The organism is Streptosporangium fragile, from assembly GCF_039534445.1.
Classification (GTDB): domain Bacteria; phylum Actinomycetota; class Actinomycetes; order Streptosporangiales; family Streptosporangiaceae; genus Streptosporangium; species Streptosporangium fragile.
This window is the reverse complement of the sequence record NZ_BAAAVI010000121.1, coordinates 1-14,374: the sequence shown is the minus strand read 5'-3', so window position 1 is coordinate 14,374 and position 14,374 is coordinate 1. Positions and strand designations below refer to the sequence as shown.

17 protein-coding genes and 3 pseudogenes are annotated in these 14,374 nt (G+C 69.6%); 13 read left to right on the top strand and 7 right to left on the bottom strand.

Annotated elements, in window-relative coordinates; translation table 11 throughout:
* The 4 genes from ABD841_RS39185 to ABD841_RS39170 all read left to right on the top strand — a co-directional run.
* On the top strand, positions 1-398 hold a 398-nt coding region (locus ABD841_RS39185), incomplete at its 5' end, for a TetR-like C-terminal domain-containing protein (RefSeq protein WP_344982127.1).
* A 14-nt stretch (positions 399-412) separates the two neighbouring features.
* On the top strand, positions 413-640 hold the full coding sequence (locus tag ABD841_RS39180; protein ID WP_344982126.1) for a tyrosine-type recombinase/integrase: 228 nt from the start codon (positions 413-415) through the stop codon (positions 638-640).
* Positions 641-693: 53 nt separating this feature from the next.
* Positions 694-972 carry a hypothetical protein gene (locus ABD841_RS39175; protein WP_344982125.1) on the top strand — a complete coding sequence of 93 codons (279 nt, stop codon included), beginning with the start codon at positions 694-696 and terminating at the stop codon, positions 970-972.
* Between the two features lie 269 nt (positions 973-1,241).
* Complete coding sequence (locus tag ABD841_RS39170; protein ID WP_344982124.1) at positions 1,242-1,727, top strand: VOC family protein; 486 nt, start codon at positions 1,242-1,244, stop codon at positions 1,725-1,727.
* A 153-nt stretch (positions 1,728-1,880) separates the two neighbouring features.
* On the opposite strand, the gene ABD841_RS39165 is transcribed toward ABD841_RS39170, so the two are convergent.
* The gene (locus ABD841_RS39165; RefSeq protein ID WP_344982123.1) at positions 1,881-2,621 is read right to left on the bottom strand and encodes a helix-turn-helix transcriptional regulator; all 741 of its coding nucleotides are present in this window, start codon (positions 2,619-2,621) and stop codon (positions 1,881-1,883) included.
* A 69-nt stretch (positions 2,622-2,690) separates the two neighbouring features.
* Between ABD841_RS39165 and ABD841_RS39160 the strand changes: the two genes are divergently transcribed.
* From ABD841_RS39160 to ABD841_RS39150, 3 genes are all read left to right on the top strand, one after another.
* Positions 2,691-2,987: a hypothetical protein gene (locus tag ABD841_RS39160; RefSeq protein ID WP_344982121.1), complete on the top strand. Its 297-nt coding sequence runs from the start codon at positions 2,691-2,693 to the stop codon at positions 2,985-2,987.
* Positions 2,988-2,995: 8 nt separating this feature from the next.
* Positions 2,996-4,120, top strand: a complete 1,125-nt coding sequence (locus ABD841_RS39155) for a DNA alkylation repair protein (protein ID WP_344982120.1) — start codon at positions 2,996-2,998, stop codon at positions 4,118-4,120.
* A 779-nt stretch (positions 4,121-4,899) separates the two neighbouring features.
* The gene (locus ABD841_RS39150) at positions 4,900-5,061 is read left to right on the top strand and encodes a hypothetical protein (RefSeq protein ID WP_344982119.1); all 162 of its coding nucleotides are present in this window, start codon (positions 4,900-4,902) and stop codon (positions 5,059-5,061) included.
* 35 nt (positions 5,062-5,096) lie between these two features.
* On the opposite strand, the gene ABD841_RS39145 is transcribed toward ABD841_RS39150, so the two are convergent.
* Positions 5,097-6,092: a ketopantoate reductase family protein gene (locus ABD841_RS39145; protein ID WP_344982118.1), complete on the bottom strand. Its 996-nt coding sequence runs from the start codon at positions 6,090-6,092 to the stop codon at positions 5,097-5,099.
* A gap of 632 nt (positions 6,093-6,724) precedes the next feature.
* Here ABD841_RS39145 and ABD841_RS39140 point away from each other — a divergent pair.
* Complete coding sequence (locus tag ABD841_RS39140; protein WP_344982117.1) at positions 6,725-7,369, top strand: TetR/AcrR family transcriptional regulator; 645 nt, start codon at positions 6,725-6,727, stop codon at positions 7,367-7,369.
* A pseudogene (locus tag ABD841_RS39135) lies at positions 7,356-7,553 on the top strand (transposase); the annotation flags it as partial. The gene ABD841_RS39140 and the pseudogene ABD841_RS39135, both read left to right, overlap by 14 nt.
* Before the next feature lie 17 nt (positions 7,554-7,570).
* Here the strand turns inward: ABD841_RS39135 and ABD841_RS39130 are convergent.
* The 3 genes from ABD841_RS39130 to ABD841_RS39120 are packed head-to-tail and all read right to left on the bottom strand — an operon-like array spanning position 7,571 to position 8,874.
* Complete coding sequence (locus ABD841_RS39130; protein WP_344982116.1) at positions 7,571-7,777, bottom strand: 4-oxalocrotonate tautomerase family protein; 207 nt, start codon at positions 7,775-7,777, stop codon at positions 7,571-7,573.
* Positions 7,778-7,801: 24 nt separating this feature from the next.
* Positions 7,802-8,140: an SDR family NAD(P)-dependent oxidoreductase gene (locus ABD841_RS39125; RefSeq protein WP_344982115.1), complete on the bottom strand. Its 339-nt coding sequence runs from the start codon at positions 8,138-8,140 to the stop codon at positions 7,802-7,804.
* Entirely contained in the window at positions 8,140-8,874 is a 735-nt protein-coding gene (locus tag ABD841_RS39120) for an SDR family oxidoreductase (RefSeq protein ID WP_344982114.1), read from the bottom strand. Before ABD841_RS39120 ends, ABD841_RS39125 begins: the two co-directional genes overlap by 1 nt.
* 109 nt (positions 8,875-8,983) lie before the next feature.
* Between ABD841_RS39120 and ABD841_RS39115 the strand changes: the two genes are divergently transcribed.
* The 3 genes from ABD841_RS39115 (at position 8,984) to ABD841_RS39105 (ending at position 11,638) form a co-directional block, all read left to right on the top strand.
* The gene (locus ABD841_RS39115) at positions 8,984-9,688 is read left to right on the top strand and encodes a TetR/AcrR family transcriptional regulator (protein WP_344982113.1); all 705 of its coding nucleotides are present in this window, start codon (positions 8,984-8,986) and stop codon (positions 9,686-9,688) included.
* 207 nt (positions 9,689-9,895) lie between these two features.
* Positions 9,896-10,450, top strand: a complete 555-nt coding sequence (locus ABD841_RS39110) for an MFS transporter (protein WP_344982112.1) — start codon at positions 9,896-9,898, stop codon at positions 10,448-10,450.
* Positions 10,451-10,594: 144 nt separating this feature from the next.
* Positions 10,595-11,638: a zinc-dependent alcohol dehydrogenase family protein gene (locus ABD841_RS39105; RefSeq protein ID WP_344982111.1), complete on the top strand. Its 1,044-nt coding sequence runs from the start codon at positions 10,595-10,597 to the stop codon at positions 11,636-11,638.
* Between the two features lie 824 nt (positions 11,639-12,462).
* Here ABD841_RS39105 and ABD841_RS41045 read toward each other — a convergent pair.
* Positions 12,463-12,717, bottom strand: a pseudogene (locus ABD841_RS41045) (transposase); the annotation flags it as partial.
* Positions 12,718-12,977: 260 nt separating this feature from the next.
* Between ABD841_RS41045 and ABD841_RS39100 the strand changes: the two are divergent.
* Positions 12,978-13,562, top strand: coding sequence for a hypothetical protein (locus ABD841_RS39100; RefSeq protein ID WP_344982110.1), 585 nt, complete (start codon positions 12,978-12,980; stop codon positions 13,560-13,562).
* Positions 13,563-13,904: 342 nt separating this feature from the next.
* Here the strand turns inward: ABD841_RS39100 and ABD841_RS39095 are convergent.
* Positions 13,905-14,374, bottom strand: a pseudogene (locus ABD841_RS39095) (cytochrome bc1 complex cytochrome b subunit); the annotation flags it as partial.

The following is a 14,374-nucleotide window of genomic DNA, read 5'->3' as shown; positions in this document are numbered from 1 at the left end:
CCCTGGGCCGCGGCTATGTGAGCTGGGCGCTCGACGACCCGGCCGTCGCCCGGCTGGTGCTGCGTGGCGGGGCCACCGGCCCGGACTCCTCCATCTCCCCGCACCCGCACGACGTACTCACCGCGGAACTCGACCGGCTCGCCGATGCCGGCGCACTACCGGGACCGGCGCGGGAGGGGGCGGAGTTCGTGGTGTGGGCGGCGCTGCACGGGCTGGCCGTGCTACTGGCCGACGGCCTGGTCCGCTTCGACGACCCGCATGCGGTGGGCCTCCAGACCGAACGCGTCGTCCGTACCACCCTCAACGGCCTGGCCCAGGAGTCGTCCCACACGGCGGGCCGCCCGTCGGCCCGCTCCTCCCACACCGAACGCCTGGCTGCCCGCCGCGCACCCGAGTGAAGCCTTCCGCTCGGGTGGAGCCTTCCCGGCGGGCACGTCTCGGGAGGCCGGATTGCGCGGCGGGCAGGCGCCACGCCCACGCCACCGAGCTCATCAACGCCGGGGTGTCCATCGAGGCCGTGCGCCGCCGGCTCGGCCACGCTTCTGCCGAGACGACGCAGTTGTACGCGCTGCTGGACGACAAGGTCGCCGACGCCGAGATCCGCGCCGCCCGCCGACGCAGGGACCGCGCAACACACTGAGCTGCTCAACGGTCACCGGACGCGGGTTTCTGCTGATCAGGCAAATGTGTTGAATGTTCGGCGAATACTACGAAAACCCCCCGCGCGCCGAGCACCTGTTCAAGACCGCCTCCGCCGAGCTCGACCCCCACAGCGACGGCTGGACCCTGCACCAGCTGCGCCACTCGGCGCTGACCCACCTGGCCGCCGCCGGTCGCACCGCGCCCGAACTCCAGGCCAAGTCCCGCCATCAGCACCTGGCCAGCCTCGGCCGCCATGTCCGGCTGGGCGAGGAGACCTCCGCCCGCATCACCGCTGAACACGACCCGGCAGCACGTCGACGCTCCCGCTGACGGTTTCTCGTCTCTACCCCGCGATGGTGGGCGCGCCACTGACCAGGGGTAACGGCCCTCGAATGTACTTCATGACACCGCCGTTAACGACAGGCCGACCACCATGCATTTTCCGGCGGTGGGTCAGGCCGGCGGCCCGACTCCCGCGTCGGGTGGGCGGGTTCCACGTGGCGGGACCACATCGGCGGTTGACCTGAACCAAACTTGAGCTTTTAGGTTCTTCACAACCGCAGAAACCGACCAGCGGTGCCTCTTCAAGGAGACTCGCCATGACCGAGCACGCAACCCATATCGAGATCCCCGACCGCTACCGCTACGCCGTGATCCCGCACATCATGGTCGATGACGCCGCCTCGGCGATCGACTTTTACCGGCGGGCGTTCGGCGCCCGCGAAGACTTCAGACTCGACGCCCCGGGCGGCGGGATCCTGCACGCCGAGATCACCATCGGACGGTCGGTGCTGATGCTGGGCGACGCCGGCGTGGACGAGGCGGAGGCCGCCTCCTTCGCCGCGCCGGCCTCGCTCGGCGGCGGTACGTCCGTCACGCTGCACGTCTTCGTGCCGGACGTCGACAGCCTGGCGGAGCGCGCAGAGGCCGCCGGCGCCGAGATTCTCCAGCCGCCGAAGGACATGTTCCACGGTGACCGCACCGTCATCCTCAAAGACCCTTCGGGTCACATGTGGGTGTTCCTGACTCACCTGGAAGACGTCTCCGAAGAGGAGCTTCGGCACCGCATGGCCACCGCCGGGTAACCGGTGTCCCCCGGCCGGCAGCGGCAGGCCGGCGGCCAGGACCCGGGGGCCGCCGGCCTGCCGCTGCCATCCCGGTCGTCGTCGACGTCGTAGACGCCCTCGTGCGCGGAGCCGTCCCCCACCGGTGCGGCGCGAGGCGCCGCCGCCACACGGCTACATGGACCGCGCCTCGGACTCACCGGCGATGAGGAAGTCGTGTGCCGGTCGAAGCCGGAACTCGGTATCGAGCACGGTGATCTGTTGAATCCGATCGATTCGGAAGAACCGGACGCCGTCGCGAAGGCAGTCCCACGCCAGCGCGTACCAGACGGGCACGTTGTAGTACAGGAACTGGGCCTCGATTTCGCGGTTGGTCGTGACGCCCGACCGATCCTGATATCTGAGGGATGCGATGCGTTGGTACATGAACGCGTCGAGGAGAGCCCTGGTTACCGCCGCTCCGGGCGGGTGGTAGCCCGAGAGGACGGCAGCCGACGCCGCCTGCCCGACGAGAACGCGACCACGGAGCGCTTTGATGCGGCGGGCCTGCGCGGGCGCGAAGGCGTTGCCGACCTTTCGCGTGATGGACCTCAGGTCGCCGAGCAGCAGAGGGGATCCGATCTTCTCGGCGATGCTGAGACTCAGCAGCAGCCCGAGCGCCTCCGACTCGTTGAGGTGGACCCGGCCGAGCGACCAGCCCTGCTCCAGTCGTACACCACCCCCGCGTCCTCGGTCGCCCTCGATCGGCATACCCGAGCGGCGCAGCGTGGCCAGATCGCGCTGCACCGTCCGCACGCTCACCCCCAGCTCGCCGGCGAGCTCGGCTGCGGTGGTGACGTCACGGTCGGCCAACAGCGCCTTGAGCGCGTCGAGCCGCTGCGCTCTGCCACGATCGGGCCCTCCCACATCACCCATCCGCCAAATATGACAACTACTGTCACATTCGGCAATACCATCCCGGCAGCGGAAAACGAAAGGAGCACCATGCACATCGCACTGGCACCGTTCCGACCCGGGCAGGGCGTCACCGAAGACGTCCTGATGGCCACGTCAGACGCCTTCGAGGACCAGTTCGCGCGCCACCAGGACGGAATCATCCGGCGCATCCCCGTCAGAGACGGCGCGAGCGGGTTCGCCGACATCGTCTTCCTCGAAGACGAGACCGCGACTGAGCGCGTGCTCGAAGCCGAGCAGAACAGCGAGGCCTGCGCGACATTCTTCTCGATCATGGACGGCGACGCCCCGCACGGCGTCTACGAAGTGATCAAGAGCTACGAGTGACGGCGACCATGCAGAGGCCCCTGAAGGACCAGCTGTTCAACCTGGACAAGGTCACCATGATTGCGACCCGGCTCCGACAAGCAAAGGCGTCGTTCCGGCCCGAGGATTTCATCGACGAGGTCATGGACCGGCTCGGCGACCTCGAACTGAAGCAGCGCATCACGTGGATCTCCGAAGTCCTCGAGAGGCATCTGCCCGACGACTATCGACCCGCAGTCGGCGCTCTCCTGAGGTCGCTCCCGGCACCGTGCGACCCGGCACTGTCCGACGGCGACTTCGGTGACTTCATCTACGCGCCCTACTCCGAGTTCGTCGCACGGCGCGGTTGCACCGACACCGACCTCGCCTACTCTCTGGACGCGCTGAAGCAGATCACCACTCGATTCTCCGCCGAAGACGCCATCCGGACCTTCATCAACGCCTACCCCGACCACACCATGAACACCCTGATCGAGTGGACGCGCGACAAGCACTATCACGTCCGTCGACTCTGCAGCGAGGGAACCCGACCGCGGCTGCCGTGGTCCCGCAGGCTCTCAGTCCCGGCGTCGGCCGCGATCCCGATCCTCGACAACCTCTTCGACGATCGCACCCGCTTCGTCACCCGCTCTGTCGCCAACCATCTCAACGACATCGCGAAGTCCGACCCGGACCTGGTCGTGGAGACGTTGCACAGGTGGCGGACCACCGGCCGGCAGGAGCCCCGCGAGATGAACTACATCATCCGCCACGCCACGCGCACGCTGGTCAAAACCGGACACAGGGACACCCTGGGCCTTCTCGGCATCGACCCCGATCGACGCGTCACCGTCACCGACCTCACAATCCCACCCACGGTCCACCTCGGCGCAGCCCTCGACATCTCGATCACCGTGCATGCCGCCGAGACATCGGAGGCGATCATCGACTACGCGGTTCACTTCGCCGGCCCGCCGGGCCGCCCGGGCGGACGCAAGGTCTACAAGCTCAGGAGGCTCACGGTGCCGGCGGGGCACTCGGTCACCCTCGCCAAGACTCACCCACTCCGCGCAGGGATGAGCACGCGCACGATCCACGCCGGCGAGCACGCGATCGAAGTCCTCGTCAACGGCACACCACGTGCGAAGCGAAGCTTCCAGGTCATACAGCCCTGACCGCGTGCGGACAGAGCGCGTTCGCGCCCACGGCCCCGAGGCACGCCACCGCAACCGCCCCAACTCGCCCGACAAAAGATCGCTAAAGAGGGTGGGGAGGGTTCGAAGACAGCAACGCTCGTGATCGACGCGCGCCCCCGAACGGCGACCAACCGGCAGGTCACGTCCGGCCGCGCACCGACCCGGCTTGACCGCACCGAAGAGGGCCGTCAGGCGCCGCCGTCGTGGCCGATGTGTTCTGGTACTGAGCCTTCAGTCCTTTGCGCAGATGATTTTCAAATCCAGCCATGACCTTTACAATGTAGATTTATTAGCGGCGCCGCATCGCCGGCGATGACGATCCGAGGCGATAGCCTCCTCTCAGCCTCCGGGCAAGCGACCTTCACCGACCGAGTCCTCGGCGTCCGGATTCGCCCCCGTGTTCGCAGGGTCGCGGATGCCGGGTTTCCTCGCCGCGAAGCGCGTCCGCGCCGAGTTCGATCAGGTGACCTGCCGGGCACGGTGCCCGTAAGCCCCCTGCTCCGGTGGTGTACCACTCTCCCCCGGTTCATGAGCCGGGCGTGTCACCGACTGGAGTGATGCCGGCGCCCGCTCTGCCGCACAGCGAAACAGGCGGAACGCTATAACGTGTCCGAGTGAATCTTCTTCGTCACGGGAGCCATACCGGTGCCGACCTCGCATTGACGGTTTCCGGAGAGGGCCGCACCCCGCCAAGGGGGCAACACGGCGTCGACATAGCGGGGAGGGGGACGTGAGCCGCGCAATTCGGATTCGCGTCCGTGGCCCATCGGCTGAGCGACCGACTCGGCCTCACCGTGGAGGCGACCTGCCTCGGCGCCGCCGGCCGGCGGCTGTCGTGGTCCGACGGCCCCACCTGCCCGCGCGTGAAGGCCCTGGTCGCCGAGGCCGACCCGCCTGCCGCGTCGACCCATCCGTCCTGACCTGTGCCGGATCGTCCAGGACGGGGTGCAGGGGCTCAGGGGCCGATGAGGGCCAGCAGGTCGGAGACCGGCATGCTTCCCGGGGCCCTGCGCTCGCGGGCGAACGCGTTTGCCACCCGCTGCAGGGTCGTGTTGACCGGCGTCGCGACGCCGTGGAGCCGCCCCAGCAGTGCGATCTCGCCGTTGAGGTAGTCGGACTCGATCGATCCGGTGGCCCGGGCCAGACTCTGCCAGGAAGACCCACCGCCCCGTTCCACGCCCCCGACCGGCAGCAGCCGGACCCGGTCGCCCCGCACCTCCGCCTGCTCCTCCCGGCTCGCGTACGCGATCCCGGCGGCGGCGAGCACCGTCTCGCCCTCGGCCACCGCGCGCCGGCGGAGACCGAGCGCCTCCTCCTCGCGGACCGGCCCGCAGACCGCCTCCAGGGCGTTGGACAGGTTCGACAGCAGCTTGGCGTACTTCCAGCGCATCACGTCGGGCACGACCGGCGCCAGGAACGCGGCCTTCTCCAGATCCGCCGAGATCCGCTCCGCCGTCCCGTCGGTGCCCGACGGGTAGCGGCCGATGTGCAGGATCCCGGTCAGCGGCGCCCCGGGAGCCGCGATCATCCCCGGCTCCAGGTGCGTCGCCGGCAGCCACACGCACATCCCGTACACATGCCGGAACCGGCGCAGGGCCAGCCGCTCGTTCTCCACCCCGTTCTGCGCGCAGACCAGCGGGAGCAGCTCCGCCGCGGTGCCCCCGCCGGCCACCGGGCGTCCGGCCCAGGACTCCAGGAGCGCCGAGCTGTCCTGGGTCTTCACGGCCAGGACCAGGACGTCGCCGGGCCGGAGCTCCAGCGCCTCCGGCCGGTCGACGGCCGGGATCGCGAGTGTGAGTGTGCCGTCGGGAGTGCCGAGCCGGAGCCCGCCGTCGCGCAGCGCCTCGTGGTGCCGCCCGCGCGCCACGAGCACGACCTCGTGCCCGGCCTCCGCCAGCCGCCCGCCGATCGCGCCGCCGACGGCCCCCGCCCCGATGATGATGTATCGCATCACCCGACCCTCGCACGGGGACCGGCGTGATCCGGCGCCGGTTCGCCCACGGCGCACCACTCCGGTGAAGCCCTGGGCCTTGATCTCGGTGTGGAGCTGGACGGCGTCGGTGCGGCCCTGGTTCCATCGGCCGTTCGTTGCCGTAGGAGTCCGGGGTCTTGGGCCGCTCAACAGGCTCGGCTTCCTCCGCGGGTTGGTTACTGTCTGCGACGCCCGGCTCAAAGGTCTCCTGCAGTCCGGCGCCTCCTGACCGGGCTTTCCGAAAACGTCCGGACCCACAACCGATAACCCGGTGTCCGCGAGGGCGCCACCCCTGTTCGTGCGGCCGATCGAGCCGGCCCGGCGGCGAAGAAACCCGGGACCTGGACGGCTGTCCACAACGCTCTCCGACTGCTCACTCAAAGTCACCGCGTCATCGGGAGTGGGCCGGAACCCAACCAAGCGCGCCCGAACCCACTCGACGCCGAAAACGGTACGCTCTCAGGCCAACGCCGGGACGGCAGGCGCAATGCCGCGAGCGGCGCCGGGTTGGTTCGCCGCCGACGTCGTCACCCTGAGGAACCCCTTGACCAATTGCGCTACACCACGAAAACCGAACAGAAGTACGAGTTTCAATCCCCGCGGAGGAAGCCGTGACCCAGAGCACCAGCCGCGGGCCCTACGCCAAGACGGCGGCCATCCGCCGCCGGGTCGTCGAAGCCTGCGTGGACGCCTTCGGCCAGACCGGCTTCTACGGCGCGACGATGAAGGACATCGCCAAACGAGCCGACATCAGCTACACCGGGCTGCTGCACCACTTCTCCAGCAAGGAGGAACTGCTCACCGCGGTGCTGGAGCTGCGTGACGAGCGCAGCAGCGAGTACCTCGCGTCGGCACGCGTCCTCGACCCGAGCGCCAACCCCGTCGAGACCCTCCGGGGAATGCTCGCCGTCATCGTGGACAACGAGCTGCAGCCCGGACTGATGGAACTGCACTGCGTCCTGTCGGGTGAAGCCACCGCCCCCGGCCACCCGGCGCACGCCTACTACGCCGAGCATTACCGCATGCTCCGCCGGTTCTTCGCCAAAGCGTTCAAAGCCCTGGCCGAACGCGGGGAACTGCGCTCCGCCAGCGATCCGGAGACACTCGCGGCGATGACCATCGCGCTGATCAACGGCCTGCAGGCCCAGTGGCTCTTCGACCGCGACTCGATCCAGATGGAGCGCGGAATCCGCGAATTCCTGGCCGCCGCGGTCCCCGCGCTCGCCGTCGCCGAAAGCGCCGATGCGAAACCCTGACAAGCCGCCCACTCCACGCCTGATGGCGGTCGTCGGAGTGAACGTGCTGCCCGCCGCCAAACTTCTGGGAGAAGCCGGCGACATCACCCGCTTCCGTAGTTCCGCAGCATTCGCCCGGCGCAACGGCACCGCCCCGATCCCCGCCTGGAGCGGCAACGACGACCGCCACCGGCTCGACCGCGGCGGCAACCCCCGGACGGGTCAGCTGCGGCCGAGCATGTCTGCGGTGAGGATGTTGCCGCCCAGACCCCAGCCGCCGTCCGGAACCTCCTCCAGGAGGACCAGGGTGGTGGCCCGGGCTCGTTCTCCGTAGACGTCGGCGTAGGCGTCGGTGACGGCGTCGATGAGCTTCTTCTTGGATTCGGGGGTCAGGGTGTCGGCGGGCACCTTGAGGTTGGCGAATGGCATGTCGGTTTCCTTTCGTGTCGGGATTCAGAGTGCGGCGGTGGGTGACAGGAGGTCTGCGATGCCGGCGCGGTGGTAGAACTCGGCGCGGATACGGTCGGCGACGGTCGAGACGACCTCGCTGCCGTCCTTGCCGGGGTCGACGTGGCTGCGGAACGGCCGTCGTCCGGCTGGGAGATCGACGATGCGGACGATCTCGTCGGCGGCGAGCCGGTCCAGGGCGGCGACGGCGGGCGCGTTGCGGTCCGCGGTTCGCCTCATGCCGGCGACGACGGCGTGCCCGGCTCGTGCCAGGGCCACGGCCGTCAGCCGGCCGAACCCGCTGGAGGCCCCGGTGACGACGATGACCTGTCGCGCGGCGGCCATCAGATGATCCCGCCGTTCGCGCGCACGACCTGCCCGTTGATCCAGTGCCCGGCCGGGCTCGCCAGGAAGGAGACGACCTCGGCGATGTCCTCGGGGGTGCCGAGCCGCTCCAGCGGTGGCTGCTTGGCGAGCTGCTGGATCGTCGCCTCGTCCTTGCCGCCGAGGAACAGTTCGGTGGCGGTCGGGCCGGGCGCGACGGCGTTGACCGTGATGTTCCGTCCGCGCAGCTCGCGGGCGAGCACCAGCGTCATCGCCTCGACGGCTCCCTTGCTCGCGGCGTACGCCCCGTAGTTCGGGAACTGCAGACCGACCACGGAGGTGGACAGGTTGACGATCGCGCCCCCGGCGCGCACGCGGCGTGCGGCCTCCCGGGCCATCACGAACGCGCCGCGGATGTTGGTGCGGTGCAGGGCGTCCAGCTCGCCGAGGTCGAGGTCGGCGATCGGGGACAGCGACAGCCGCCCCGCCGAGTTGACGACCACATCGACCCCGCCGAAGGACTTCTCGGCCGCGTCGAACATCTCCGCGACGGCGCCCTCGTCGGCCACGTCGGCCTGGACCGGGATCGCCCGGCCACCGGATGCCGTGATCTCCTCGACCACCTGCGCCGCGGCGGAGGCCGCCCCTTGGAACCCCACCGCGACCGCACAGCCCCGCGCCGCCAGCGCCACCGCGATCGCCTTGCCTATCCCGCGGGAGCCGCCGCTGACGACAGCCACACGCTGATCACTCATGGAAGACTCCTTGGTCTTATCGCCGATACGGATTGGCTATATCGGCGTTACGGCTACACGGTAACACAGCTTCGTATCGTCGCTAGCAACTGGCAGTATCATTGATTGCATGGCAGAGACGGACCCGCTGCGCGCGGCGATGATCGAGGCCGCGGAGCGGCAACTGGCGTCGTCCTCGGACCACGAGGTCGCGACGCGCGCGGTCTGCGAGGCGGTCGGCGTGAGCCAGCCCGTGCTCTACCGGTTGTTCGGTGACAAGCGCGGGCTGCTCGACGCCGTCGCCGACCACGGGTACGAGCGGTACGCCGCGCTCAAGGCCGCCCAGGAGCAGACCGGCGACCCGGTCGCCGACCTGCACGCCGGCTGGGACGGCCACATGGCGTTCGCAAAGGCGAACCCGGCCCTCTACCAGCTGATGTTCACTCCGCGGCCGTGGTCGCACTCGACGGCGCGAGATCGCGTGATGGACCTGCTGGTGGCGGCGCTCACGCGGTGCGCGGCGGCGGGCGCGTTGAAGGTCGAGCCGCAAACCGCCGCTCGGCTGATCCTGTCGGCGAACGTCGGGACCGCCCTCGACCACATCGCCAGACCGGCCCTGTTCGACGACCCCGCGCTGTCCCACCGCATGCGGGACGCCGTGTTCTCGCACGTACTGACCACAACAACCGCTCAGAACGACGCCGACCCGCTGTACACCGCCGCGCTGCGCCTGCACGCGCAACTCGATCTCGCCGGGACCGAGGCCCTGGAGCCGGCCGAGACCGCCCTTCTGCGGCGATGGCTCGAGCGCATCACGCAACCCGGCCGAGGATGACAGCCGCCCTCGAGGACACGCCGCCCGCCCCAGCCGCGGCGGTGATCAGCTCACGGCCGGTGGTGGTGAGGCCGTACGGACTTCGCAACACGCCGCGTTCGAGGAGCCGCCGTCGCCGCCGGACCTGGAGAAGTTCTTCTTCCCGGACGCCTTCGATCACGTCCCGATCGAAGGCGTCCGGCCCTGCGCTCGGGGCGGCTGTGGCTGGTGCCGGCGGCCTGCGCGACCACGACCGGCGGGGTGCTGTCGGCCTACTCCTACATCGCGCCGCTGCTGACCGGCCGGGCCGGTATCGCGGCCGGGCTCGTGCCGCTGGTGCTCGTCGGCTTCGGCGTCGGAGCCCTGGCGGGCTCGCTGGCCGGGGGCCGGCTCGGGGACGCCCGCCCGCACACCACGACGATCGCGGCGGCCGCGGGCGCCACCGTCTTGCTGCCGGCGATCTGCCTGCTGTCGACGCATGCCGGGGCCACGGTCGTTCTGGTCGCGCTGCTGGGATTCTTCGGGCTCGGCGCCAACCCGGTGCTGATCTCCCTGCCGGTCCGCTTCGCCGGTGACGCGCCCACCCTGGCCTCCGCCCTGAGCGTCTCGGCGTTCAATGTCGGCACCGCGGCCGGGTCCTGGATCGCCGGGCGCGCCCTCGACTCCGCACTCGGCGCCACCGGCCCCGCCGTGGTGGGAGCCGCCATCGCCGCGCTGACCCTGATCCCCACGATCACCATCGCCGTCGTCCAGCGCCGCCGCTCTGCGCTACCCGCGCACTAGCTCCCCGCCACCGGGTGTATGGCCAGGTCAGCCGGGGAGGGGGCGGGGAGCCGAGACGCTCGAACCGGCCCGCGTCACGGTCCGGGGCTCCTGCCCCGTCGCCACCACCTGAGACACACAACCATCTGAAACGGAGAACTTTTGATGCGCGCAACCCTGATGTACGGCGCCGGCGACGTCCGCGTCGAGCAGGTGCCGGACTCGGTCATCAAGCTGCCCACCGACGCGCTGGTCCGCGTCACCGCGTCCTGCATCTGCGGCAGCGACCTGTGGCCCTACGGCTCGATGAAGCCGGAAGACGGCCCTGCCCGGATGGGACACGAGTTCATCGGCATCGTCGAGGACACCGGCCCGGAGGTGACCACCCTCAACCGGGGCGACCTGGTCGTGGCGCCGTTCGCCATCTCCGACAACACCTGCCAGTTCTGCCGCGAGGGCCTGCACACCTCCTGCACCCACCCGCAGGCCGGCTTCTGGGACGGCGAGCCGGAGGAGGGCGGGCAGGCCGAAGCGGTCCGCGTCCCGCTCGCCGACGGCACCCTGGTCAAGCTGCCCGTCGAAGCGGACTCGGCCCTCATGCCGTCCCTGCTGACGCTCTCGGACGTGTTCGGCACCGGCTACCACGCCGCCGTGGCCGGCGGCGTCAACCCGCGCACCCGCGTCACCGTGATCGGTGACGGCGCCGTGGGCCTGCTGGCGGTGCTGTCGGCCAAGCGCCTGGGCGCCGAGCAGGTCATCCTGATGGGACGCCACCAGGCCCGCACCGACCTCGGCCGCGAGTTCGGCGCCACCGACGTCGTCTCCGCCCGCGGCGAGGAAGGCATCGAAGCGGTGCGCGAGCTCACCGGCGGGCACGGCACCCACGTGGTCCTGGAGGCCGTCGGCACCATGCCCTCCTACCAGCAGGCCCTCGGCGTCGTCCGTCCCGGCGGCGTCATCAGCCGCGTCGGCGTCCCGCAGTACGAAGACGCGCCGATCGGCATGGGCAGCCTGTTCCGCCCCAACCTGCGCCTGGCCGGCGGACCCGCCCCGGTCCGCGCCTACATCGAAGAACTGCTGCCCGACATCCTCAACGGCACCATCGAACCGGGCAAGGTCTTCGACGCCACCACCGACCTCGACGGCGTCCCGGCCGGCTACCGGGACATGGCCGACCGCAGGAGCCTCAAAGTCCTCATCAAGCCCTGATCTCCCGGGCACGACAGGACGGGGGTCTGGCCTGGCTGCACCCCCGTCCCGGGCGGACCTGACACCCTTCCCGGGTCCGGGAGACAAACAAAGCCATGGCTGCAACGTGTGTCGCCGGCGCTGCGCCATCCCGCGACCGGCCGCCGTTGTCCAGGATTCGGTGGTCCGGACCTGGTGGAGAACTGCCCGTCGCTCCATCGGAGCGAAGGGAACCGACACACACCCACGATGAAGGCCTCCGCGCTTCCGCGCGAGGCCGGTGTATCCGAGAGGAAAGGCGGTCGATGAGGACCACGGACGCGCCTGCCGCGGCCAACGCTCGCGCAGTGGCCGCTCCTACCCGGTTGCCGAACGTGGACCTCCTGCCGCGCATCAAGCAGACCAACCGGGTCAAGATCCACCAGGGGCTCCGGAGACCTGGCCCGGTATGCGAACCTGGCGCCGGCCGCGCGCTGTTCACCCCGCACTCCGGGGCTGAGAAGCCGAACCTGGCCCGGTGCGCCTTCCTCGTCCCCCGGGCTCGAGACTTCTACGCCGACTGGCCCCGCGCGCCGCATGACCGACGCGATGCTGGGACGCCGGTCTGCGAGACCTGATCCGTTCGACAAGCTGACGACATTCTTCGCCAAGAAGATGGCGCGCCTGTCGAGCGACCGACTTCCCTCTGGACTCTCGTGGACAAGGCGCCCGAGCCCTGCTGGAACGACGCCAGGAAACCACCCGAGATACCACCGAAGGCAGTCTCCGCGTTCTGAAAAAATCTTCACGACGGCATGGTTGGCCTTCTCCGCGTCGACGAGTTCGAATTTCGCGGGCACCGAGTCTCACTCGCGAAGAAGGCCGCGGCTTTTCGGGAACTGCACCTTCTCCCGCAGTTCCCGGCTCTGCCGCTCCAACCCGCGTAGCCGCGCACGCTCCGGCCCCGACAACGACCGAGTCTCTTCGGCGTCGTGCCGATGTCTACAGACACGAACCCAGTTGCCCAAGGTGGTGTCGTGGATTCCGCACTCACGGGCCACGTCGGTGACCGTGCGATCGCCGTCCAAGACCATGTGGACGGCCTCGCCCTCGAATTCCCGGGTGAACCTCCTCGGTTACACTTCGGCACTCTCTACCCTTCCGGACAGTTTCAACACTAGTGGGCCGTATATCCGGAGCCTTCGCAGTACCCCACCCCGTCATTTGACGGAAACATCGTCATTTTTCTCGGTGCGGATGGTGAGTTGCCGAGCCGGGAATGCGCCGCACCTCTCTATTGTCGAAGTGGGCGTGCGTTGTGCCCGAAAGCGTGAGTCCAGCGGCTCGCCCTGGTGGCTGGCGTTGAGCGGTCGGAGTGAACATGGTCGGTGGAGCGTCCCGCGATCCCAGCCCGAAGGGGAAGCGTGGCCTCCCCGAAATCGACCCCGCTCTCCGGGCCGCTGCGGCGGCATCGGCGGGCGGCACGCTCGTCATCTGGTGGCCCGCGTTCACGCTGGGCGCGTACGGCGCCATCTTTTTCGACGCCGTCCTGGCGATCTGGGCCGTGGCCACGGCAGTGCTGCTCTCGGGTCTGGTGCTGCGCACCAGAGGTGTGCTGTCCTGGGGAGGCTGGGTCGCTCTGGCGCTGCCTTCGATCTGGATCGTCCTGGCCGTCGTGGCGCCGAGAACTCACGGGTTTCGCTACCTCCACTACTTCGAGGTGGTGCTCACCCTGGTGGGCGCGCCGACCCTGACGTGGCTGCTGTCGAGGATCCTGCTGCCCGACTACGCGGAACTCCCCGAACGGCACCGGTTGTGGGCAGTCGCCGTCACGATCGCCGTCGGAGTCCTGGCCTTCCTGCTCGGCAAATTCAACTACCTGTTCCTCACCTGCGCTGATTTCGACATCAGTGGCGACAACACCCCTCCCGGCTGCGCAGATGGCCCGCCTTTCCATCTCCTCTGAGAGCCTCGCCCCCGTGGACGAGCCCGGACCTCATCCCGCTGGACGAGGCGGTGCCGAAGGTCCTGCACCGGTACCTGACCTTGCGCACCGCCCGGCTCGGCGTGCCGGTGAAGCAGCCGAGCGGGCCGGGACGAAACCGGCCGCGCCTGCTCGGCATCCGACCCTGCCGGGGTGAGCACGCCGCATGACCCGGGCGTCATCACGGAAGACGCGACCGGCCGGGAGGCCTCCGCGGTGGCTCGTCACGCCGTTGAGCGGTTGGGACGACCGATCCGGGTGGGATGCACGGCGTCGCGTTCCGCTCGGCGCTCGGCGGTGAACCGCTCGGAGGCGGCGAGCCGTTCAGCGGGGCGGGGATCCGCGGCCGTCCCCACCGCCCGAGCCGACCTCGGCGCGCCGCTCCTCACGCACGGGTTCTCCGTGCTCGTGGCTCTCCTCCAGGGAAACCTTCTCCCCGCCGTAGGCCTGGCTCATCTTGAAGCGCAACCGGCCGATGGGGCCGCGTATGTTCTTCGTCGGGATCCCTTCGCGGTCGGCGCCGGCATCGATCATCGGGATCGGCCGCTTGCCGCGCACGTGCGCGGCGATGTCCTCCGAGGGCGGCGCGTGGACCTCGATGTACTCGCCGCGGGGCAGGCGCTTGATCACACCGGACTCCACGCCGTGCCCGATGACCTCGGAGTCCCTGCGCTGCAGGCCGAGGCAGATCCGGTAGGTGACGATGTAGGACACCAGCGGAGCGGCGAAGACCAGGAAGCGGCCGACGTAGGTCGTCCAGTTCAGCGAGACGTGGAAGAACGCCGCGATCTCGT